General features: G+C 46.2%; 14 protein-coding genes and 2 tRNA genes. 7 read left to right on the forward strand and 9 right to left on the reverse strand.

Features of this window, described 5'->3' with window-relative positions; all coding sequences use genetic code 11:
• The first annotated feature begins 139 nt into the window (after positions 1-139).
• On the forward strand, positions 140-1030 hold the full coding sequence (locus tag VIP81_RS14000) for an amidohydrolase family protein (RefSeq protein ID WP_331961621.1): 891 nt from the start codon (positions 140-142) through the stop codon (positions 1028-1030).
• Positions 1031-1088: 58 nt separating this feature from the next.
• On the opposite strand, the gene VIP81_RS14005 is transcribed toward VIP81_RS14000, so the two are convergent.
• The 3 genes from VIP81_RS14005 to VIP81_RS14015 all read right to left on the reverse strand — a co-directional run bounded on the left by VIP81_RS14005 (position 1089) and on the right by VIP81_RS14015 (position 5464).
• Positions 1089-3440, reverse strand: coding sequence for a TonB-dependent receptor (locus VIP81_RS14005; RefSeq protein ID WP_331961624.1), 2352 nt, complete (start codon positions 3438-3440; stop codon positions 1089-1091).
• A gap of 101 nt (positions 3441-3541) precedes the next feature.
• Positions 3542-4240: a dTMP kinase gene (tmk, locus tag VIP81_RS14010; RefSeq protein ID WP_331961627.1), complete on the reverse strand. Its 699-nt coding sequence runs from the start codon at positions 4238-4240 to the stop codon at positions 3542-3544.
• A gap of 132 nt (positions 4241-4372) precedes the next feature.
• The gene (locus VIP81_RS14015; RefSeq protein ID WP_331961630.1) at positions 4373-5464 is read right to left on the reverse strand and encodes a glycosyltransferase family A protein; all 1092 of its coding nucleotides are present in this window, start codon (positions 5462-5464) and stop codon (positions 4373-4375) included.
• Positions 5465-5677: 213 nt separating this feature from the next.
• On the opposite strand from VIP81_RS14015, the gene VIP81_RS14020 reads away from it, so the two are divergent.
• The 3 genes from VIP81_RS14020 to VIP81_RS14030 are packed head-to-tail and all read left to right on the forward strand — an operon-like array spanning position 5678 to position 11130.
• Positions 5678-6412, forward strand: coding sequence for an Error-prone repair protein ImuA (locus VIP81_RS14020; RefSeq protein WP_331961632.1), 735 nt, complete (start codon positions 5678-5680; stop codon positions 6410-6412).
• Position 6413: 1 nt separating this feature from the next.
• Positions 6414-7916: a DNA polymerase Y family protein gene (locus tag VIP81_RS14025; protein WP_331961635.1), complete on the forward strand. Its 1503-nt coding sequence runs from the start codon at positions 6414-6416 to the stop codon at positions 7914-7916.
• Between the two features lie 19 nt (positions 7917-7935).
• Entirely contained in the window at positions 7936-11130 is a 3195-nt protein-coding gene (locus VIP81_RS14030; RefSeq protein ID WP_331961638.1) for an error-prone DNA polymerase, read from the forward strand.
• A 40-nt stretch (positions 11131-11170) separates the two neighbouring features.
• Here VIP81_RS14030 and VIP81_RS14035 read toward each other — a convergent pair whose 3' ends face one another.
• Positions 11171-11749, reverse strand: a complete 579-nt coding sequence (locus VIP81_RS14035; protein WP_331961641.1) for an HDIG domain-containing metalloprotein — start codon at positions 11747-11749, stop codon at positions 11171-11173.
• Positions 11750-12125: 376 nt separating this feature from the next.
• On the opposite strand from VIP81_RS14035, the gene VIP81_RS14040 reads away from it, so the two are divergent.
• Entirely contained in the window at positions 12126-14363 is a 2238-nt protein-coding gene (locus tag VIP81_RS14040) for an alpha-L-fucosidase (protein ID WP_331961644.1), read from the forward strand.
• A gap of 77 nt (positions 14364-14440) precedes the next feature.
• On the opposite strand, the gene VIP81_RS14045 is transcribed toward VIP81_RS14040, so the two are convergent.
• The 5 genes from VIP81_RS14045 to hflX form a co-directional block, all read right to left on the reverse strand.
• Positions 14441-14514, reverse strand: a tRNA-Asn gene (locus VIP81_RS14045).
• A gap of 148 nt (positions 14515-14662) precedes the next feature.
• Positions 14663-14736 (reverse strand) — tRNA-Asn (locus VIP81_RS14050).
• A 149-nt stretch (positions 14737-14885) separates the two neighbouring features.
• Positions 14886-16508: an ArnT family glycosyltransferase gene (locus tag VIP81_RS14055; RefSeq protein ID WP_331961647.1), complete on the reverse strand. Its 1623-nt coding sequence runs from the start codon at positions 16506-16508 to the stop codon at positions 14886-14888.
• A gap of 69 nt (positions 16509-16577) precedes the next feature.
• Complete coding sequence (locus VIP81_RS14060) at positions 16578-16919, reverse strand: Rieske (2Fe-2S) protein (protein ID WP_331961650.1); 342 nt, start codon at positions 16917-16919, stop codon at positions 16578-16580.
• On the reverse strand, positions 16919-18109 hold the full coding sequence (gene hflX, locus VIP81_RS14065) for a GTPase HflX (RefSeq protein WP_331961653.1): 1191 nt from the start codon (positions 18107-18109) through the stop codon (positions 16919-16921). Before hflX ends, VIP81_RS14060 begins: the two co-directional genes overlap by 1 nt.
• A gap of 310 nt (positions 18110-18419) precedes the next feature.
• On the opposite strand from hflX, the gene VIP81_RS14070 reads away from it, so the two are divergent.
• Together VIP81_RS14070 and VIP81_RS14075 are read left to right on the forward strand one after the other, a co-directional pair.
• Positions 18420-20405 carry a S9 family peptidase gene (locus tag VIP81_RS14070; protein ID WP_331961656.1) on the forward strand — a complete coding sequence of 662 codons (1986 nt, stop codon included), beginning with the start codon at positions 18420-18422 and terminating at the stop codon, positions 20403-20405.
• Positions 20406-20427: 22 nt separating this feature from the next.
• Positions 20428-21204, forward strand: coding sequence for an enoyl-CoA hydratase-related protein (locus tag VIP81_RS14075; protein WP_331961659.1), 777 nt, complete (start codon positions 20428-20430; stop codon positions 21202-21204).
• Positions 21205-21301: the final 97 nt, after the last annotated feature.

Raw genomic sequence — 21301 nt, forward strand, 5'->3', positions numbered from 1 at the left:
CAAGCACACAAAATATTTTGGGAGGACTCCCGGTGAAGGCTAAACGATCTTTCTTTTTTTTCTGTCTTACCAACTGTAAAAATAGATGTAATTTAGAACACCGGTTTTTGCTAAAAAAAATCATCCAAGATCTGCTATTATGAGAAAGTTCCTGATCCCTGTTTTCAACCTGGCCTTGCTATTGATTGCCATCAGAGGAGTAAGCCAGTCTTCCGCTCCGCACTATAAAGGGAAAATAATAGACATGCATGTGCATATTGGCCTCGACGAGCAGGAAGTGAAAAGCATGAGCGTAGAGCGCACCAATTCCCTGAAGGATATACAAACCTTTATGGCGGCGGTTCCTATTGCCAAAGCGACTATTATCACCATTGCCTGGAAAGGGGATATGGCCAATACCCGCTGGAGAAATGACAGCATTATTGCCCTCAGTAAAAAGTACCCTTCCCTTATTCCTGTCTGTTCCGTGCATCCGATGGATGGAGATTCCGCTTTTGCAGAAATGGAGCGGGTACACCAACAAGGCGTACAGGTAATAAAGCTACATCCCAACACCCAACGCTTTGACGTAGCAGCGCCGGAAGTAGCGGCTATTGCTAAAAAAGCCGGAGAGCTGCATATGACGTTGCTGCTTGACAGTTATAGCTTACTCGACAACAGTGAAATTGGCAAACTGATTATGCTGGCGGTGACCAACCCGGAAGCCAAATTCATATTTGCACATATGGGCGTGGTAAATTTCCCGCAACTCATTGCTATTGAAGCGTTGAAGAAATATCCCTGGTATAAATCAAATATCTGGATGGATTTGTCGGCGATTGCGCCTTTGCTGGGGGATTCCCCTTATCGGGATCAGCTGGTGTGGACTATCCGGAAAATCGGTGTAGACCAGTTCCTGTTTGGCTCCGACTACCCCATTTTCACACCGGGTGAAGCCATTAAAGGAATAGAAGCGATGGGATTTACAAAAGAAGAGCAGGAGAAAATATTTCATAGCAATGCCGAAAGGTTATTGCAATTACAGCCCTGATAACTTGTTTAAGGAACGTGCAGCTTCTCTTTTCTGAAAGAGAAGCTGCACGTTCCTTTTAAAATTTATAGTTGTAGGTGATATTAACACGGGTGCCGGAACCTTTGATGAAGTTCTCATTCCGGGCATTCCATTGAGACGTAACGGTGTAATAGTCCTTGTTAAAAAGATTGTCTACACCCACCTGCACGCTGCTATGGCCATCTATATTAAAATCAGAGAAGAGGCTAAATAACGTAAACTGCTGTATAGGGCCTTTTCCATAAGTATAGGCACCGTTGGCATCTGGTGCAAAGCGGTTACGCGCGCCCGCCTGCAGCATTTGAATGCGTAAATTCCATTGCTTCACCGGCTGGTAGCGGATGTAAGCCGTTAACTTTGGTGGCGCAATTTTATCTCCCAAAATATAAGCATCTTCTTTATCGTTGTATTGGCCATTTTTGTTAGCATCTATTTTACCTTCGATATAGGAATAAGAAGCACCTGCACCCAGGTTTTTCAAGATGCGTACATCAGCAGCTATTTCGAAACCGTGGATCTTAATCGGCTCCCGCGCTATTTCAAACCGGCCTTCTACCAGTGTGTAGTTAGCCCCTAATTTAGAGGTGCTGATATAATAGGCTCCTTCCAGTTCTACAGGGCCTAAGGAGCTGTTGAAGCCAGCCTCGTAGTTATTAGCAACGATGGCTTTTGTTTTCAGCAGGGATACGGTGCTTTCGCTGGCAGTACGTAAAGTACGACCCAGTTCATTCACTGAAAAGCTCTGGGAGTAGCTGATAAAAGGTTTGAAATACTTCAGTTCATTATAACGTAAGCCTGCATTAAACACCAGGGCGTTGTAATCAATAGCGCCGCCTTTTACACTTTTACCGCCTTCAGAATATAAGCCTGTTTTGGTATTCAGAGAAATGATGGTGGTATAATCAGGTACATCTACATTAATATTTTCGTAACGCGCACCCGCTTTTAATATCAGGTGTTTGAAAAAGGTAGTCTTCAATTGTGCGTACGGCGCGAGGTTGCGCATGCTCATTTCCGGCACCCAGGTTCTGCCATCAGTCAGCTTTTGCGCTGTTTTATCAGTCAGGAGATCTAATCCGTATACCAGGTCGCCTTCTATGTTTTTACCTGTCCGAAAGGGAGTAGATAAATTAATACGTACGCCTTTTTTATCCGATGAAATTGTGGATTGTCCACCACCTACGAAGGAATCTACCCAGGAAAATACGGTATAAAATTTCTGATAGTACACATTGATATCCAGATCGGTGTTCCCTATAATTTTCTGGCTGCCATAATGCACATTTACGTTGTGGTTGTAAGGCGTTCCTTCGGGATCGCCGGGGCGGGTACCGAAAACGCCGGTAGCTGCCGTATCGCGATAGTGGCCTTTTTTGAGTATATAATCGCTCCGTTGCTGGCTGCCGAAAAAGTTATACATCACTTCCACCCGATTATTGGAATTGATGCTGTAGCCAATTTTGGTGTAAGCATTCCATAGCTGTGTTTCTCCCAAACCATAGTCAGGAGAGAGGACTACGCCTTTGGCATCTTTATACACACCGGTTTGTTCATAGTGTCCGGAAACTACATAATCCAGTTTTTTGTAAGAACCGGATAGGAGTTGTCCTACCTGCCAGCCGCCGGTATGTTGTGCATTTTTCAGCTGAGTATTAGCGCCTAAAGTGGTTTGTCCGCTCAAAGGCTGTCCGGGTGTAGCTTTTTTGGTAATGTAGTTAATCAATCCGCCATCGGCGCCATTACCATAAATAGCGGTAGCTCCTTTGATCACTTCTACTCTTTCAATCGCAGAAGGGTCGATGCTGCGAATATCGCGGCCACCATTTCGTAAAGGCGTTGATTGTGGGATACCATCAATCATCACCAATATTTCTCTACCTCTCAGTGTTTGTCCTGAGTTACCGGTGGTATTGCTGGCGAAACCCAGTCCCGGTACACTGTTCGCGAGGATGTCTGAAATATTATTACTGATGCCTTTCTGAATAGCTAAGTCTTTAGCGCCCAGAATAGTGATGGAGGAGGGAACCTGGTCCAGCGTTTCCTGTTTACGGCTGGCAGATACTACAAACTCCTGCAGGTCGCCATTGGAGGACAACGTTATTTCCTGGTGAGTGGTATCATTAGGAAGCAGTGTAACCGTTTGTTCGGTTCCTTTATATCCTACACTGGTTACCTTTATTTTGTAAGTGCCGGCTTTGGCCAGTGTGAGTATAAAAGCGCCTGTTTTACTGGCCACTACACCTGTTTTTGATCCGGGGATACTAACGTTTGCAAATGGCAGCTGCTCACCGGTATCGGTTTTCACGGTGCCTTTTAAAACAGCTTGCTGAGCATTCGTTGATAGTGTAATTCCCAACAGGGCGGGAATTAGTAAAGATATACTACGCATATATAGGTTGATAAATTGAAGCCGCAAAGCTAGCAGCTTCTCTTTATCTCCTCATTACGCAAAAAGGAAATAGAATGATCGAAAGCGGAATTTTTAGGAGACTATAATTGAATCCGGCTATTCACCAACTGTATAATTTCTGCATGAATTTCTGCGATAGACCGCATGCCCTGGGTTTCATTCGCGCAAACAATTCTGTTGATGCTATCATCTGCCAGCAACATGGCTTCATACTCTTTTTTCACCGCCTGTTGCAGGGAAGTATCTTTTTCGTGGATATCATCTTTGCCCTGGAGATAGTCCCGGTCTTCGTTGGCGCGTCTTTTAGCCAGCGCAGATTCTACGAAAGAAAACGGCACATCGAGGTAGATAGAAAATTGTGGTTTGGGGATTTGGTTGTATTGATATTCAAAGTCGTTGATCCAGTTACGCAGGTATGTTTTTTCTTCATCCGTATGTAGCTTGGCGCATTGAAAGGCAATGTTGGAGAGTACGTATCGGTCTACCAGCACAAAATAGCCATCACGCAGCCATTCATTGATGGTAGCAGCAAATGCTTTCCGGTCTTCCGCAAATAATAACGCCACCAGTTGCGGATGTACATTTTTCACCTCGCCAAATTCACCACGGAGAAATTTTGCAATGAGTTCTCCAAATACGCCCTGATTGCTCCGGGGAAAATGTACGAATTTGGTCTTCTCATTTTTTGACGCCAGGTATTGTGTCAGCAGTTCTATCTGCGTAGACTTTCCGGCGCCATCTAAACCTTCCACCGCTATAAATTTGCTGCTTGCTATCATTATGATCCTTGAATTAAGGTCGGAAATTAATGAAAATCTCCTGCTCTTTTGATTTATTAACGCTTTAAATACAAAAAGTCCGCATTACTGCAGACTTTAATGGTGGCGAAGTTAGCAAAGTTTTGTCCAAAATCAAATTCGGCCTGCTGTTACTTCTTCTCCTAAATGAATTTTTATAGCTGAAAAATTCTGATAAACAGTGCCTTGTCCGAAGCCATTTTCATTTATCATTCCTCCTTTGATTTTATTTTGGGAGAAAATTCTCTTGCCTACATAAATAGCTCTTTTTAGTAAGAAGTTTTCCCGCAGCAGATCAGAATTAATACGATTAAAATGCCGGTGATCATCAGAGATGAGTTGATCCTTACTTTTGTACATCAGCGTCTGAAATAAGGTACCGTTTTCCTTGTACAGCTGAATGGCTTGCCCATCGTGCCTGTAGGCGCCGGCATATCGCTTTTTGGGATGCAGTACACAATCATTTAATTTTCCACTGGCCAATGAATCGTTGGGAACATAAAATGTTTCAAATACATTATTTTCTTCCAGGTAAATAATTTCTGTCAGCTCATCGCTGGCTACAGAAATCAGTACTTCTTTTGTTTTTTTTGTAGAGAAGCCGTCCGCTATCCGCATGCTATCATCATGTGTAATGGCATCCAGGAATTCCGGATTTTTAATGACTACACTTTTACGTCCATATACTTCCAGTCTGCCTTTAAAGTCCTGGTCTTCGTAACCATAATCCATCACCTTTTCATCATACCCTCTCAGTTTATAAAAGTCGTCGCGCTTCACGCAGATACGTCCTTGTACGTCCCAATACTTTTTGTGAGTGCCAATACGGGGCGGCATTAGAAAGATATCCGGGTCTTTATTGAATTGTTCATTCACATATTCTGCGAAGCCGGGACCGATGAAATTATCCGCATCTATGCTACAGAGTATATCGCCGGTAGCGAGTCGGAACGCCATATTTTTGGAATGGCTCATATGGAAAAATTGTGGGTCTGTGGTCCGGAAATACACCACCAGACCGGTGTCGATCTCCTGTTGCAACTCGGTTTGAACCCAGTCGTACAGGTCATCCCGCGAGCCGTAATCGAGGATGACGAATTCAATATTATGATACCCGGCATTATCGTGGATATTACGTTTCAGGGTTTGCTTCAGGTGTATGGTCCGGTTCATACATACTGTACAGCAGGATATGCGGTTTTGCATGGATACTTTTCTTTAATGGTGTGTTCGTTTGAGGTGCCGGGTAGAATAACAATGGGAGAAGCATATTGTTTGATGGGGAAACAAAACCGCTGCGCCCGCGCTGGCAGCTAACGTTCTGTCTTTGAGTGATTAGTAGAATATGGAAAATAATATGCTTTAAATACTAATTAAATTAGTATAATTGCTAAATAAATTAGTTTTAAATTCACAACGATGCCCGCAAAAAAAGCAGATATCATCGCGCAATTGCAAAAGGATATCCTTCTTTTACAAGGGTTCAAACCAACATTAAACAGTGCTGCCGTAGATGTGGGGCTTGGGCCTATAAAAGATGCATTTCCGAATCATTCATTTCCTACAGGTGCTGTGCATGAATTTCTGAGCACCGCAACGGAGGAAGCTGCGGCCACCGCTGGTTTCATCAGTGGCTTATTGGGATGTTTGATGACAGGAGGCGGCATTTGTTTATGGATCAGTACTTCCCGTACCATTTTTCCTCCGGCTTTAAAGAGCTTTGGCATTGAGCCGGATCAGATCATTTTTGTTGACCTGCAGCGCGACAAAGATGCCCTCTGGGCCATGGAGGAAGCACTCAAATGTGAAGGGCTGGCAGCTGTTATCGGCGAAATAAAAGAGATTAGTTTCACTAACTCCAGACGGCTGCAATTAGCCGTAGAGCAAAGCAGGGTAACCGGATTTATTCACCGGCATCAGCCCCGCAATATTGGTACGACTACCTGTATTTCCAGATGGAAAATAACTCCCCTGATGAGTGAGCAGGAAGATCAACTGCCTGGCGTAGGCTTTCCCCGCTGGAATGTGGCGTTAGAAAAAATCCGTCATGGCAAACCAGGCGTATGGCAGGTAGAATGGTCTGCGGGCAGGTTCCAGCCGGTGCACAAACGAATGACCCTAACCCCGCAGCAACCCATCCGAAAAATAGGTTGATATGTCCCGGCGCTTTGTAACGATATGGTTCCGTCATTTACTGACGGATTGGTTCACCCGCCGGCAGCCCCAGCTGCGAAACACCCCTTTTGTATTGGCAGCACCGGATCATGGCCGGATGAAAGTAACCGCCGCCAATGCAGCGGCGCAGGCACATGGCATCAATGCGGATATGTCTGTTGCCGATGCCCGGGCCCTCTTTACCACGCTCCAGGTATTGGATGAAGTGCCGGAGTTACCCGTCAGACTCCTGACTTCACTCGGTCATTGGTGCATTCGTTTTACACCGGTTACCGCTATTGATCCACCCGATGGACTCATCCTCGATATCAGCGGCTGCGCACACCTGTGGGGCGGAGAAGCGCTCTATTTACAGGATATTCTTTCCCGATTAAAAAATTTCGGCTACGATGTAGGTGGCGGCATGGCCGATACCATTGGCGCAGCATGGGCCATTGCACGCTATGGACAAGGCGCTGATATCATACCAACCGGAGAGCAAACCAACTGCCTGCTATCACTGCCTCCCGCAGCATTGCGCCTGGAGTTAACGGTAGTAGAACGACTGCAAAAACTCGGACTATACCAGGTAGAAAATTTCATTGGCATGCCCCGCGCCGCACTGCGCCGGCGATTTGGCCAGCCAATGCTACGCCGGCTGGATCAGGCCATTGGCCTGGAAGAAGAAGCCCTGGAGCCATTACAACCTCCCGAACCTTATCAGGAACGATTACCCAGCATGGAGCCTATTATGACCAGCACGGGTATCGAAATTGCGCTACAGCGGCTTTTGGAAGCCCTATGTCAAAGACTCTCTACCGAAGGGAAAGGACTGCGTACCTGCGTATTTAAATGCTACCGGGTAGATGCTAATATTCAACAAATAGAAATAGGTACCAACCGCGCATCGCATAATCCCGTTCATCTCTTCAAACTATTTGATGGAAAAATTTCCACGATAGAACCGGCATTGGGCATCGAGTTGTTTGTACTGGAAGCCGCCAAAGTAGAAGATGCCTTGCCTTCACAGGAAACGTTGTGGGTAGCAAAAGGGGGACTCGAAGACGTGATCGTTGCGGAATTGCTGGACAGGCTTACCGGGAAAATGGGTCCCGATACCATACAACGTTATTTACCGGATCAGCACCACTGGCCGGAACGCTCCATTAAATCCGCTACCAGCTTAAAAGAAAAACCTGCTATCGACTGGCGCACCGACAGGCCCCGGCCTATCCAGCTTTTATCCAAACCTGAAGCAGTGGAAGTTTCCGCTCCCATTCCCGATTATCCGCCAATGCTATTCCGTTACAAAGGGGAACTGCACCGGATAAAAAAAGCAGATGGCCCTGAACGGATAGAACGCGAATGGTGGCTGGAAGGAGGGGAGCATAGAGATTACTATAGCGTGGAAGATGAAGAAGGCCGGCGTTACTGGCTTTTCAGACTGGGACATTATGATGCAAATAAACCACAGCACTGGTTTATTCATGGCTTTTTTGCGTGATGATTGAAAATGATGAAGTATGCACTACACAGAATTACAGGTAACCTCCAACTTTAGCTTTCTACAGGGCGCCTCTCATCCGGAAGAACTGGTAGAACAGGCCGCTGCTTTGGGATACAGCGCCATTGCCATTACAGACCACAACACCCTCGCAGGCATTGTTCGCGGACATGTGGCGGCGAAAGAAAAAGGTATCCGCATCATTCCCGGATGCTGCCTCGATCTGCTGGATGGCCCCAGTTTACTCGCTTATCCTACAGACAGAGCAGCCTATGGGCGACTGTCTGCGCTGCTGACAAAAGGCAATTTACGGACAGAAAAAGGGCAGTGTCATTTGTATAAAGCAGATGTATTTGAACATGCTCCGGGCATTAAATTCATCGTTATTCCACCTGCTGCATTAAATTCCCTCTTTGACTATGACGATGATTTTAAACAGGCACTCCATGAATACCGTGCTGCATTGAAAGGCCAGCTGTATCTTGCTGCCACCCGCTCTTATCAGGGCGATGACTTTAAAAAGCTGTATCGGCTTTCTCAGTTGTCGGATACGTTGAAGATTCCATTAACAGCCACAAATGATGTACACTACCATCATCCTGACCGCCGGCAACTACAGGATGTATTAACCTGTGTCAAAGAAAAATGTACCGTCTACAATGCCGGTTATCGCTTACACGTCAACGCTGAAAGATACCTGAAGCCGCCCGCTGAAATGCAACGCCTGTTCCGGCAATATCCTGATGCCCTGCAGCGCACACAGGAAATCGCTGCTGCCTGCCAGTTCTCGCTCGACTCCCTGGAATACGTATATCCGGAAGAACTCACTACGGAAGGACGTACACCACAGGAGGAACTGACTTTTCTCGCATGGCAGGGCGCCAAAGAAATATTCGGTGATCATCTCCCTGAAAAAATAATATACAACATCAACTACGAGCTGACATTCATTCAGGAAATGAACTATGCTTCCTATTTTCTTACGGTACATGATATTGTGAGATTTGCCAGAAAACAACATATCCTATGCCAGGGGCGTGGTTCCGCGGCTAACTCCACTGTTTGTTTCTGTTTAGGCATCACTTCTGTGAATCCAACAAAATTTGATCTGCTCTTTGAGCGGTTTATTTCTTCCGCACGCAATGAGCCACCAGACATTGATGTAGACTTTGAACATGAACGACGGGAAGAAGTGATGCAATACATCTATGAAAAATATGGACGCGACAGAGCCGCCATCGTTGCCACTGTTACCCAGCAACGACACAAAGGCGCTATCCGCGATGTAGGCAAAGCCATGGGACTCTCTGTGGATATGATCAACCGCTTGTCCGGCGTTATCCAGGAATACACCGATGAGTCCTTCGATAACAACCGGGTAACGGAGCAGGGACTCAATCCCAATGATCCCCATTTAAGAAAAGTGTTGGATCTCACCGAGCAGATGGTGGGCTTTCCACGGCAGCTCGGACAACATACCGGCGGCTTTGTGATCACACAGGGAAAGCTTTCTGACCTGTGCCCGATCCTGAATGCACGCATGGAAAACAGAACCAATATTGAGTGGAATAAAGACGATATCGATGCCTTACGCTTTCTTAAAATTGATGTGCTGGCACTCGGTATGCTCACCTGTATCCGTAAAACGTTCGATCTTGCCAAAATACATTACAACAAAGACTTTACGCTGGCCAACATTCCGGAAGATGACAAGGCTGTTTATGAAATGATAGGACATGCAGATACAATCGGTGTATTTCAGATCGAGAGCAGGGCCCAGCAATCAATGCTGCCACGACTAAAACCGAAATGCTTTTATGATTTAGTGATTGAAGTGGCCATTGTGCGGCCCGGCCCTATCCAGGGCGACATGGTGCATCCTTATCTGCGGCGCCGTAACGATGAAGAAAAGGTGACTTACCCTTCCAAAGAACTGGAAGAAATTTTAGGTAAAACCTTAGGCGTTCCCTTATTCCAGGAACAAGCCATGAAAATTGCAATCATTGCAGCAGGCTTTACACCCACGGAAGCGGATGAACTCCGGCGCAGCATGGCCACCTTTAAATCTGTTGGCACTATTACCCGGCTCCGGGAAAAACTGGTTACCGGCATGATGAAAAAAGGATACGAAGAAGATTTTGCCAACCGTATTTTCAAACAGCTGGAAGGCTTTGGCAGCTATGGTTTCCCGGAAAGTCATGCCGTTAGTTTTGCATTGCTGGTATATGTTTCTTCCTGGATTAAATGTTACTATCCCGATGTTTTTGCCTGTGGATTACTCAACAGTATGCCAATGGGCTTTTATCACCCGGCGCAGATTGTCATTGACGCCCGCAATCACGGTGTGGAGGTAAGACCTGTAGACATCAATCTTTCTCTATGGGATAATAAGCTGGAAGAAAAATCTGGTAAATATCATGCCCTCCGGCTTGGCTTCCGCCAGGTGAAAGGGATTCGGGAAGATGACTTACAAAGCTTTCTTTCCAACAGTACGGGTAATTATACCAGTATACCTACCCTCCGTGATGCTGGTCTTTCACTAGCCACATTAGAGAAATTAGCAGATGCAGATGCCTTCAGATCTATGGGCCTGGACCGGCGCCGCGCACTCTGGGAAGTATCTGCCCTTCATGACCGTCCCACAGGCATGTTTACCGGCCAACCATCAGACAGCGTTGCCGAGGCGCATATACAACTCCCCGAAATGACCACCTCAGAGCATGTGGTACACGATTACAGCAGCACTACACTTTCATTAAAAGCACATCCCGTAAGCTTTGTTCGCGGGAAACTGCAACAGCTCCACATCACTGCCAACAAAGATCTCCACACCATTCAGGACGGGCAACCTGTAAAAGTAGCAGGACTGGTACTGGTACGGCAAAGACCCGGCACCGCCAGCGGTGTTTGTTTTATTACCATTGAAGACGAAACCGGATGTAGCAACCTCGTTGTCTTCAAAAAAACATTCGACAAATTCCGGAAAGAAATTGTGCAATCACGGTTACTCATGGTGGAAGGAAAACTGCAACGCGAAGGAGAGGTAGTGCATGTGGTAGTACAACGTTGCTATAATGTAACGAGATTATTGCAGCATCTTATTCCATCGAGGGTAGGAGCTAAGACAGTAAAGGAAACAGGAGAGCAGCAGCAGGAACAAAAACAGGAAGTAACACAGGGAAATATTTTTGCCGAGGCGAGAAATTTCAGATAACAGCTGCTGCCGGCAAAAGCAACAGCTGTTGCTTTTATTTTCAGGCGGCGCTATTCGCTAAAACCCGGGTCCCCATTTCTTTTAACCACAGCACCTCCTGCGGGTCCACCACCTGGTCTGTTTCTTTGGCCAGATCATCCCAGTAACGCATTTTTAAGTACAAGTCAAAAAGTGCATCTTCCTCAAAGGCTTTAGCAGCAACGGCTTCCATGGGGCCGCCCTGGTACTCCAGCGTTTTTTTACTGGCATCCGATAACTGTTCGTAGTAACCAGGAATTTTATAGGTGAGATAACGTTTGGCCGCTACATGGCTTGCCACCAGCTTCGCCATCTTATCGGAAAATCCCAGTGATACCAGGTACTCACCACCCATACGATCATGATCATGCTTTCCATAAATCCCCATCTCTTCTCCCTCTTCCAGGAAATGACCGATGTCGTGGAAAAAGGCTGCCAGGATAACTTCCTCCTCAAATCCTTCTGCCTGCGCCAGTTTTGCCGCCTGCACCATGTGCATCAGCTGCGTAACGCCTTCCCCGTAGTCCAGGTGTCCGTATGTAGCATATAAGCCAAATAGGCTGTCTATTTTCTGTTGTATAGTATTACTATTATTTGCCATAAGGGGTGCTTTAATCTTTTTTAAAAATAATTCATCTGGTTGAATATTTTTTTTCTGAGCCAAGACTCCTTGTAATTGTCTACCATACAGCAAGTAGCAGATTTATCAAGATGCGGCAGTCGCCCTTTTTTCGGGCTTGATACGCTATTTCCGGCATAAGGTCAGTGTTTACTTATGCTAATATAATGTAGAAATATGCTAATCGGGATGTGTAATCTCTTCCAATCAAGTGCTATGTTTGCCTGGTGACAATAAAAAGTTGGCAGTCAACGGAAAACAGGCATTACACCAAAGAAATACCTTCCTGTTACCGGCGCCAATGAATTCGGAACCTATGCGCTTAAAGTCGCAGATACATTCATAAATAAAATAACGCGTGAACAAACTTTCTTCCTTATTACTAGGCTGCCTGTTATCTTTATCGGCTGTAGCACAAACCAGGACAGAACTCCCGGTAAAAAATACGTATCCTGTATCAACAACTGATACCGAAGCGGATATCATTTTAAAGGCAGCCCACGTAGTACCCACTCCTAATCAATACCGGGCGCTGAAAAACGAATTTATTGCCTTTATACATTTTGGCCCTAATACATTTACCAGGATGGAATGGGGAAACGGCAAAGAAGATCCGGCCATATTTGATCTGAAAGGGTTAGATACCGATCAGTGGTGCGAAGCCATGAAAGCCGCCGGCATCAGGATGGTGCTCCTCACCGTAAAACATCACGATGGATTTGTGTTGTGGCAAAGCCGTTATACCAAACATGGTATTATGTCTACCGCCTACAAAAATGGCAAAGGAGATATTTTAAAAGAACTGGTGGCATCCTGCAATAAGTACGGACTGAAAGTAGGCGTTTATTTATCACCCGCTGATCTTTACCAGATAGAAAGTCCGGAAGGCCTGTATGGCAATGGCAGCAAATATACTACGCGAACCATTCCCCGGGCGGTACCCGGCCGGCCGTTTAGCAATAAAACAACGTTCACCTTTGAAACAGATGATTACAATGAATATTTCATGAATCAACTGTTTGAGCTGTTAACGGAATATGGCCCTATGTACGAAGTTTGGTTTGATGGCGCCACGCCGAAATCGAAAGGTGGCCAGCAGTATACTTATGCCTCCTGGCGGCAACTGATTCATAAACTGGCACCGCAGGCGGTCATCTTCGGTAAAGAAGATATCCGCTGGTGTGGTAACGAGTCGGGCAGAACAAGACATACCGAGTGGAATGTGATCCCTTACAAGACAGATCCTGCCGCATTGAATACCTTTGATGACCTCACAGCAGAATCATTGGGTAGCAGGGAAGATCTTTACAAAGGTCATTTCCTGCATTATCAGCAGGCGGAAACCAATACCTCCATCCGTGAGGGATGGTTTTACCGCGATGATATTTATCAGAAAGTAAGAAGTGCAGATGACGTATTCGATATCTATGAGCGCTCAGTAGGTGGCAATTCCACTTTTCTCTTGAATATTCCACCCAACCGGGAAGGGAAGTTTTCTCCTGCAGATGTTAGTTGTTTGAAAGAAGTAGGAAAAAGAATCAAACAAACTTACGGTACCAACCTGTTCAAAGGTGCGCAAGGCCCCCGCAACGCACTGGACAACGACACAGAGAGCTATTTGCTGGTAGACAATCATCACCCGGAGATAACCATAACGACTACACGTCCGGTGACCATTAATCGCATGGTATTGCAGGAAGCCATTTCCACACATGGAGAACGGGTAGAAAAACATGCGCTGGATGCGTGGATAGATAATCAGTGGAAAGAAATCGCGACGGCCACTAATATTGGCTATAAAAGAATCCTGCGATTCCCGGAAGTAACCGCAAACAAATTCCGGGTGCGTATACTGGAATTGCGCGATATCCCTGCTATCAGTAACATTTCTGCTCATTATTATCAAACACGCGCTCCACAATTACAGTTACAGCGCAGCTTAGAAGGCATGGTCAGCATTGATGCTCTCCAGACTGCCTTTAACTGGAAGCCGCATGGCGAAAACGCATCAAAAAATATCAGCGGCGCCTATCGCATCTTTTATACAACAGATGGCAGCGAACCCGGACCACAATCCACCGAGTATAATGGCGCATTTAAATTAGATGGGGGAGATGTAAAAGCAGTAGCCATTGATAAAAACGGAAAAGGCCCGGTAACTACACACCGGTTTGGCCTCATCAAAGAAAACTGGAAACTGCTGGAAGCTACCGCTTCGGCAGATGGCCACCCGGCTGCACAAGCGTTCGACGCGTCCGAAAAAACCTATTGGTTGTCTAAAGAAAATACGACTGCACCATTTATCAACATTGATCTGGGTTCCGAACGTTCCCTGAAAGGATTTGCATACACCCCGCAAAATCAGTCTGCTACCGGAATGATGGCAAAAGGAGTGATAAAAGTTAGCGCTGATGGTAAAACATGGAACACGGCGGAAACTTTCGAATTCGGTAATCTCATAAATGATCCGGTGACACGGTATCATCAATTTAAGAAAAATGTTACTACCCGTTATATACGGATAGAAGCGACGGAAATTGCAGCTGGTGGAAAATCTGCGGCGATTGCCGAATTGGATTTTTTTGAGCAGAAGTGATCACCTCTGCTCGGGCATATACTACAATATAAAAAAGGGAAAGGTCTACTTTATGTAGACCTTTCCCTTTTTTTCTGCTCCCCCTTCTGGACTTGAACCAGAGACCCTCTGATTAACAGTCAGATGCTCTAACCAACTGAGCTAAGGAGGAATATTTTTCAATGATATTACTATCATTTTCCGGCGGCAAATCTAATCAAATTTTTATTTCTTCAAACAGAAAATTCAAGAAAACTTACCTTCTTCTACCTTAAGTAAAAAAGCTGAAATCCTTTGTAAAAAAGAATTTCAGCTTTTTGCTCCCCCTTCTGGACTTGAACCAGAGACCCTCTGATTAACAGTCAGATGCTCTAACCAACTGAGCTAAGGAGGAGTGTTGCCCTCATCGTTTACGCGATTTGGGATTGCAAAAATAGGTAAATTTTTATTTTTGCAAAATCTTATTCTGATTTTTTTCAAAAAAACTGGTAAAAAGAAAACAACACCAGCCACCACACTACGTTTTACCCGAAATAAAAAATTTCATTTCCCCACTGCTACCAGCTGTCTTTCCCCTAAAGCACCCGCCCGTGTCACCTTTCGGACAAATGGCAAATCCAGTTTGCTGACATAAAAATGTGGAAATGATTTTAGCACGGTACAGCTATATCCTTGCTGTTGCAGGGCGGCGGTGCCTTCCGGCGTCGTAAATACAAGAGAAGAAGCGGTATCTGCACGGATGACCGGCGCCTTCAAATAAAAATCAAAAGCATAGGAATTAGCCTGGTAAAGTCCGACAGCACGACCGGGGAGATAGGTATTTGCATATATTGCCGCCGTAGAACCACTCTGGTATTGCATCATATCAGGATATAAAATAGTGTTCAGGTATAAATTCAGCAGGATGCTGATGGAAATAGTCCGGTAAAACACCGCCTGTTTGGTGGACTTATCCAGCCAGTAGTGGAGTAGGAGGTACAGGAAAAACAAGGCGGCGGCCAGCAATAGCCAGGCATAATGCATCGCAGGCTTATAGAGCAGATCAATAACCACCACGCCCACGGCCAGCAGGATGATGATCGTGTATTGTGTGATCCGGAAAAACTGCAGCCCTTTGGTGCTGTACAGCGATAAAATATACTGTGCGGTGAGAATAGCAAAAAAGGGGAAAATGATATTCAGGTAATGAGGCAGCTGAAAGCGGGAGAGGGAAAACAGTACAAATGTGGCCAGGGCAGCACATATGCAATAGTATTCCGTTTGTTGTTTCCATTTTTTTATGAAGATGATGACCGCCGCGTATAACATCACTGACCAAGGGAGAAAAGCCCATAGCAGGGTATGGAAAAAGAAAAACGGATCGCCGGCGCCTTTGATAGGGCCGGTGTTCATAAATCGCCCAAACTGGCTGTCCCAGAAGAAAAAGCGCAGTCCGGAAACGCCATTGCTGCCAAATACAATTTTCTCCGGATGCAAATCAAACTGTGTGTACAGGGCATATAGTTCGGGAGTGATGAATAAAGCAATGAGCAGCAGTGCCAGTAACCAGCGCCAGTGAAACAGTTCCTTCCAGTTACGTGTAAATAGCATTTGGCCGCCAATAGCGGCACAAACAGGCACCAGGGCAAACAAACCCTTAGTCATGATGGCAAAAGCCGTAAAAATGGCTCCCAGGAGGATTCCCCGCCTGTAAAAATGATACACCGCCGCAATAATCAACCCCGTGAGATAAGGCTCTGCCCGCACATCGTTGTTGGAAATCACCAGGTGTTCGGCGGTGAGGAGAATGCAAACTGCCCACCGGGCCACCTTTTCATCGTATAAAGCCAGCGCAAAACGGTAAGTATACCCCGCGCCCATCAACAAAAAAAGAATGGCAGGAAGCTTATAAGACCAGGTGTGAATACCGAAGAGCTGGAAGCTGATAGCAGTCATCCAGAAAGGGAAGTGAGGCTTATCCAGCCAGTCATAACCATCTGCATAGAGATTCCAGTAGTCATGTTTCAATACCATGGTTTTGGCAATACCGGCATAGAGTGCGCCGTCGGGCTCCAGGATAGGTACAAACAGGGCACTGAACTGTAACAATATAACCATGGCTGTTATCAGCAGCCATACTTGTTTTTCTGTAAGTACAAATCTGCGGGTTGTAGGTGTAGTCAGCATGACGAAAAGTTACAGGCATCTGCCGGTTACTTCAAATACACTTATCACTCTTAACAGAAAGATAATTGCTTACCAGAGCCAGCCACTTTTTTCCATACCCAACCAAGGGCCATCTTCGCGCTGCTCTATCGGGTAGGTTTTCAGGTAGTAGCCTTCCCCGCTGCTGTTGTAGCCGTTTTTCAGACTAAATTTATAGCGGTGCAGCGGACAAACCACGTTACCGGCGGCATCTATTACCCCATCGGCCATAATGCCACCGGCATGCGGACATTTATATGCAAAGGCGAAAAGCTGTCCCTCATGCAGGGTACAGCAAATCTTCTTCCCATTTACTTCTATCACGCTGATCGCTTTCTCTGTAAATGGTAATTGCCCTTCTGCTAATTTATACCAGGAATACTCTTTGGCCATTAGTAGAAGAATTCGGTTTTATAAGGGAAACGCTCCTTATACAGCTGCGATACCTTATCCAGGATGGTTTTGCGCAGTTCTTCGATATTCCTTTTTTCCAACGCGGAAATGAATACACAGTTGCCCTGGCTCTTTGTTTCCCAATGTTGCTTCAGGTTATTCAGGATATCCTGCTTAATCTCTGGCTCCAGCCACTGATCAAAGGTGTTGGCCTCATACAGATCCATCTTATTAAAGATCATGATAGTGGGCTTCTCAAAGGCTTTCAGCTCTTGCAGCGTGCGGTTTACCACTTCAATCTGCTCTTCGTATTGCGGATGGGAAATATCTACCACATGGATCAGGATATCACTTTCGCGCACCTCGTCCAGCGTTGATTTGAAGCTCTCTACCAGGTGGTGGGGCAGCTTGCGGATAAATCCTACCGTATCGCTGAGCAGGAAAGGCGTTTGTTCAAAAACTACCTTACGCGTGGTGGTGTCCAGGGTGGCAAACAACTTGTTTTCGGCAAATACCTCACTTTTGCTGAGCAAATTCATGATGGTACTTTTACCTACGTTGGTATAACCTACCAGCGCCACACGAATAAATTCACCGCGTTCCTGCCGCTGGGTGAGCGATTGCCGGTCAATGTCTTCCAGTTTTTTGCGCAGCAAAGATATTTTGTCCTTTACGATACGGCGATCCGTTTCGATTTCCGCTTCCCCAGGTCCCCGGCTACCAATACCACCTCCCTGTCTTTCCAGGTGACTCCACATCCCACGTAAACGGGGCAGGATGTATTGGTACTGTGCCAGCTCCACCTGCACTCTGGCCTGTGCAGTACGGGCGCGGCGGGCAAAAATATCCAGGATAAGATCACTACGGTCTATCACCTTTACCTTCAACACTTTTTCAATATTGGCTATCTGAGAGCCGGTCAGCTCATCATCAAATATAACCAGTGATATATTCCTGCCTGCAACAAACTGATGTATTTCTTCCAGCTTTCCCTTACCTACAAAGGTAGCCCTGTCGGGATGCGCCAGGCGCTGGGTAAAGCGTTTTACGGCCTGAGCACCTGCGGTTTCTGCCAGGAACATCAGCTCGTCCAGGAACTCGTTTACCTGGCGCTCTGTCTGATCCTTGGTGATAACACCCACGATGACGGCTCTTTCTTCTTTTTCTACTACTCGTTTTTTCTCAATCAAGTTATTTCTGAATTTGCAGCAAATTTACAGAGAATTTGCTCGCTACGCTCGCATAGATTTACTCAGGATTAAAGTGATTAAACTGATTTTGATGATTGTATTTGTTTTTTATGCTTTTAGAGAGATGAAACGAGATAGATGTCAAAAAAAGAAAAAATCATCAAAATCAGTCTAATCCTGCTAATCCTGAGTAAGAAATTTAACCCCGCGAAGCGGGCAATCCCATTTCTTCCTACATTTACCCGATCCAAAACAACTTTTCGATATCATGTATAAACCTTTTTTACTGACAGGACTATTAATCTCAACTATGGCAGTAGCCCAGGATAAGATGACACCCGAATTGCTATGGCAATTGGGCCGGGTGAGTGGAGAAGCCATCAGTGCTGACGGCAAAACCGTTATCTACGGCGTTTCTCAGATCAATATGACCGAAAATAAAGGCGAGAAAAACCTTTATTCCATTCCACTGGCCGGCGGCACACCAAAGCAACTCACCCAAACACCAGGTGCAGAAGGCGATGTAGCCATATTGCCAGGCAATAAAATTGGCTTTTCCCTCAAAGGACAATGGTATGAAATGAATACCGACGGTTCCGATCCGGTGCAGAAAACCAATGTGGAAGGCGGTATGCAAAATATCCGTATTTCCCCAGATGGTAAACATATCCTGTTTTCGAAAGAAGTGAAAGTGAAGAAGATTTCCGGCGCCGATCATTACACAGATCTCCCGAAATCTAATGTACAGATCTATGATAACCTCAACTACCGCCACTGGGATACCTGGGAAGATGGGAACTTCTCACATGTTTTTTATGCTACGTACAACAATGGCGAGGTAGGCACCCCCGTAGATATTATGGCGGATGAACCATTTGACTGTCCGCAGATGCCCTCCGGTGGCCCTGAAGACCTGATCTGGAGCCAGGACGGCAAAAGCATCCTCTATGTAACAAAGAAGAAATACGGGAAAGATTACGCCCTTAGCACCAATACCGACATCTACGAATATAATCTCGATACCAAAAGTACCCGCAACCTGTCGCAAGGCATGATGGGCTACGATGTGGCGCCCGCCTTCAGCCAGGACGGTAAATACATTACCTGGTTAAGCATGGCCCGCGACGGATACGAAGCAGATAAAAATGATGTGATCCTCCTGGACCGCGCTACCGGCACCATCACCAATCTCACCAAAGGTTGGGACGGCACCGCCGGCGCCACCCGCTTCAGTAACGATGGCAAAAAAATATACTTCCTCGCCGTTATAAAAGGTACCGAACAATTGCTGGAAATTACCCTGCAGAAAAATGTAGCCCAAACTACGGAAAAGCATATACGCCAGGTAACAACCGGCGATTTTGATATCAACGATATGCTGGCCCAAAGCGGCAACAGCCTGGTAGTATCCCGCACCGATATGAACCATGCGGCAGAACTGTTCACCGTAGATTTACAGAAAGGCAGCCTCACCCCGCTTACCAACGTAAACAAAGCAGCCTACGACAAAATAGGCATGTGCAAAATTGAAAAGCGCTGGGTAAAAACTACAGATGGCAAGGACATGCTCACCTGGGTGATCTTCCCGCCCAACTTCGACCCTGCTAAAAAATATCCTACCCTGCTGTATTGCCAGGGTGGACCTCAATCTGCAGTATCCCAGTTTTATTCCTATCGCTGGAACTTTCAGCTGATGGCTTCTCAGGGTTACATTGTAGTAGCACCTAACAGAAGAGGAATGCCGGGCCATGGCGTGGAGTGGAATGCTTCGATCAGCAAAGACTGGGGCGGACAACCGATTAAAGATTACCTGAGCGCCATCGATGATGTAAGCAAAGAGAGTTATGTAGACAAAGCCCGTTTAGGTGCGGTAGGCGCCAGTTACGGCGGCTACTCCGTATATATGCTGGCGGGTGTACACGAAAACCGTTTCAAATCCTTCATAGCCCACGATGGTCTTTTTGACCTGAAAAGCTGGTATGGCACTACAGAAGAACTCTGGTTTGCCAACTGGGATATCGGCGCCTACTGGGACCCGGCTAACGCCAACGGCTACAAGCACTTCAACCCAAGTGAATATGCCAACAAATGGAATACGCCTATCCTTATTATACAGGGTGGTATCGACTTCCGCGTGCCCATTGAGCAAGGCTTACAAGCCTTCCAGCTGGCGCAGCTGAAAGGCATCAAGAGCAAACTGCTCTACTTCCCGGAAGAGAATCACTGGGTACTGAAACCACAAAACGCCATCGCATGGCAACGTGAATTCTTTAACTGGCTGAAAGAAACCCTGTAAATCACCAAACAATCCAGCTATCATGGCGGCTTTATTAATGGATATCCAGGATGGTATTGCTACCATCACACTCAACAGACCTGAGGTATACAATGCCTTCAACGATCCGCTCAGCTACGAGCTGCAGGACGCATTAAAAAAAGCAGAAAAAGATGCTGCAGTGAGAGTGGTGGTGCTGACAGGAGCAGGGAAAGCTTTCAGCAGCGGGCAAGATCTCAAAGCTTCTATGGAGTCGGGGAAACGCGATTTAAGTGAATCGCTCCACAAACGCTATAATCCAATTATACGCGCCATCCGCAATATGCCCAAGCCGGTGATATGCCGGCTCAATGGCGTAGCGGCTGGCGCCGGGTGCTCCCTCGCACTCGCCTGCGATATGATTATTGCCAGCGAAGAAGCCACCATGATTGAAATATTTGTGAACATCGCCCTGGTACTGGATTCCGGCTCCTCCTATTTCCTGCCCCGTACCGTAGGCTACCACCGTGCATTTGAACTGGCTACCAAAGCCACTAAAATCACAGCGCCGGAAGCACTGCAAATGGGACTGGTCAACAAAGTAGTGCCCGCCGCCGAACTGGACGCCACCGTGCAAGCAGAAGCAGCTTATTACGCTGCCGCACCTACGAAAGCGATTGCACTTATGAAAAAAATGCTGACAAAAGGAATGACAGAAGACCTGGACGCGGTTCTCGACTACGAAGCCTATTGCCAGGAAATAGCCGGTAATTCCGCCGATAATGCGGAAGGCATACAAGCCTTCCTGGAGAAGAGAAAGCCCGTATTTAAAGGAGCATAAAGCTGAAGGCATAAAGCAAAAAGCTATTAAAGCGAATGACCAAAGCAAAGGATTTAATTCCGCTCTGGTCATTCGCTTTAATAGCTTTTTGCTTTAT

Source organism: Chitinophaga sp., assembly GCF_036566945.1.
Taxonomy (GTDB): Bacteria; Bacteroidota; Bacteroidia; order Chitinophagales; family Chitinophagaceae; genus Chitinophaga.

What these genes read in the sequence shown, in the direction of transcription:
- VIP81_RS14000 (WP_331961621.1), top strand. Translation starts at nt 140, where the DNA reads ATGAGAAAGTTCCTGATCCCTGTTTTCAACCTGGCCTTGCTATTGATT.
- VIP81_RS14005 (WP_331961624.1), bottom strand. Translation starts at nt 3,440, where the DNA reads ATGCGTAGTATATCTTTACTAATTCCCGCCCTGTTGGGAATTACACTA.
- tmk (WP_331961627.1), bottom strand. Translation starts at nt 4,240, where the DNA reads ATGATAGCAAGCAGCAAATTTATAGCGGTGGAAGGTTTAGATGGCGCC.
- VIP81_RS14015 (WP_331961630.1), bottom strand. Translation starts at nt 5,464, where the DNA reads ATGCAAAACCGCATATCCTGCTGTACAGTATGTATGAACCGGACCATA.
- VIP81_RS14020 (WP_331961632.1), top strand. Translation starts at nt 5,678, where the DNA reads ATGCCCGCAAAAAAAGCAGATATCATCGCGCAATTGCAAAAGGATATC.
- VIP81_RS14025 (WP_331961635.1), top strand. Translation starts at nt 6,414, where the DNA reads ATGTCCCGGCGCTTTGTAACGATATGGTTCCGTCATTTACTGACGGAT.
- VIP81_RS14030 (WP_331961638.1), top strand. Translation starts at nt 7,936, where the DNA reads ATGCACTACACAGAATTACAGGTAACCTCCAACTTTAGCTTTCTACAG.
- VIP81_RS14035 (WP_331961641.1), bottom strand. Translation starts at nt 11,749, where the DNA reads ATGGCAAATAATAGTAATACTATACAACAGAAAATAGACAGCCTATTT.
- VIP81_RS14055 (WP_331961647.1), bottom strand. Translation starts at nt 16,508, where the DNA reads ATGCTGACTACACCTACAACCCGCAGATTTGTACTTACAGAAAAACAA.
- VIP81_RS14060 (WP_331961650.1), bottom strand. Translation starts at nt 16,919, where the DNA reads ATGGCCAAAGAGTATTCCTGGTATAAATTAGCAGAAGGGCAATTACCA.
- VIP81_RS14070 (WP_331961656.1), top strand. Translation starts at nt 18,420, where the DNA reads ATGGCAGTAGCCCAGGATAAGATGACACCCGAATTGCTATGGCAATTG.
- VIP81_RS14075 (WP_331961659.1), top strand. Translation starts at nt 20,428, where the DNA reads ATGGCGGCTTTATTAATGGATATCCAGGATGGTATTGCTACCATCACA.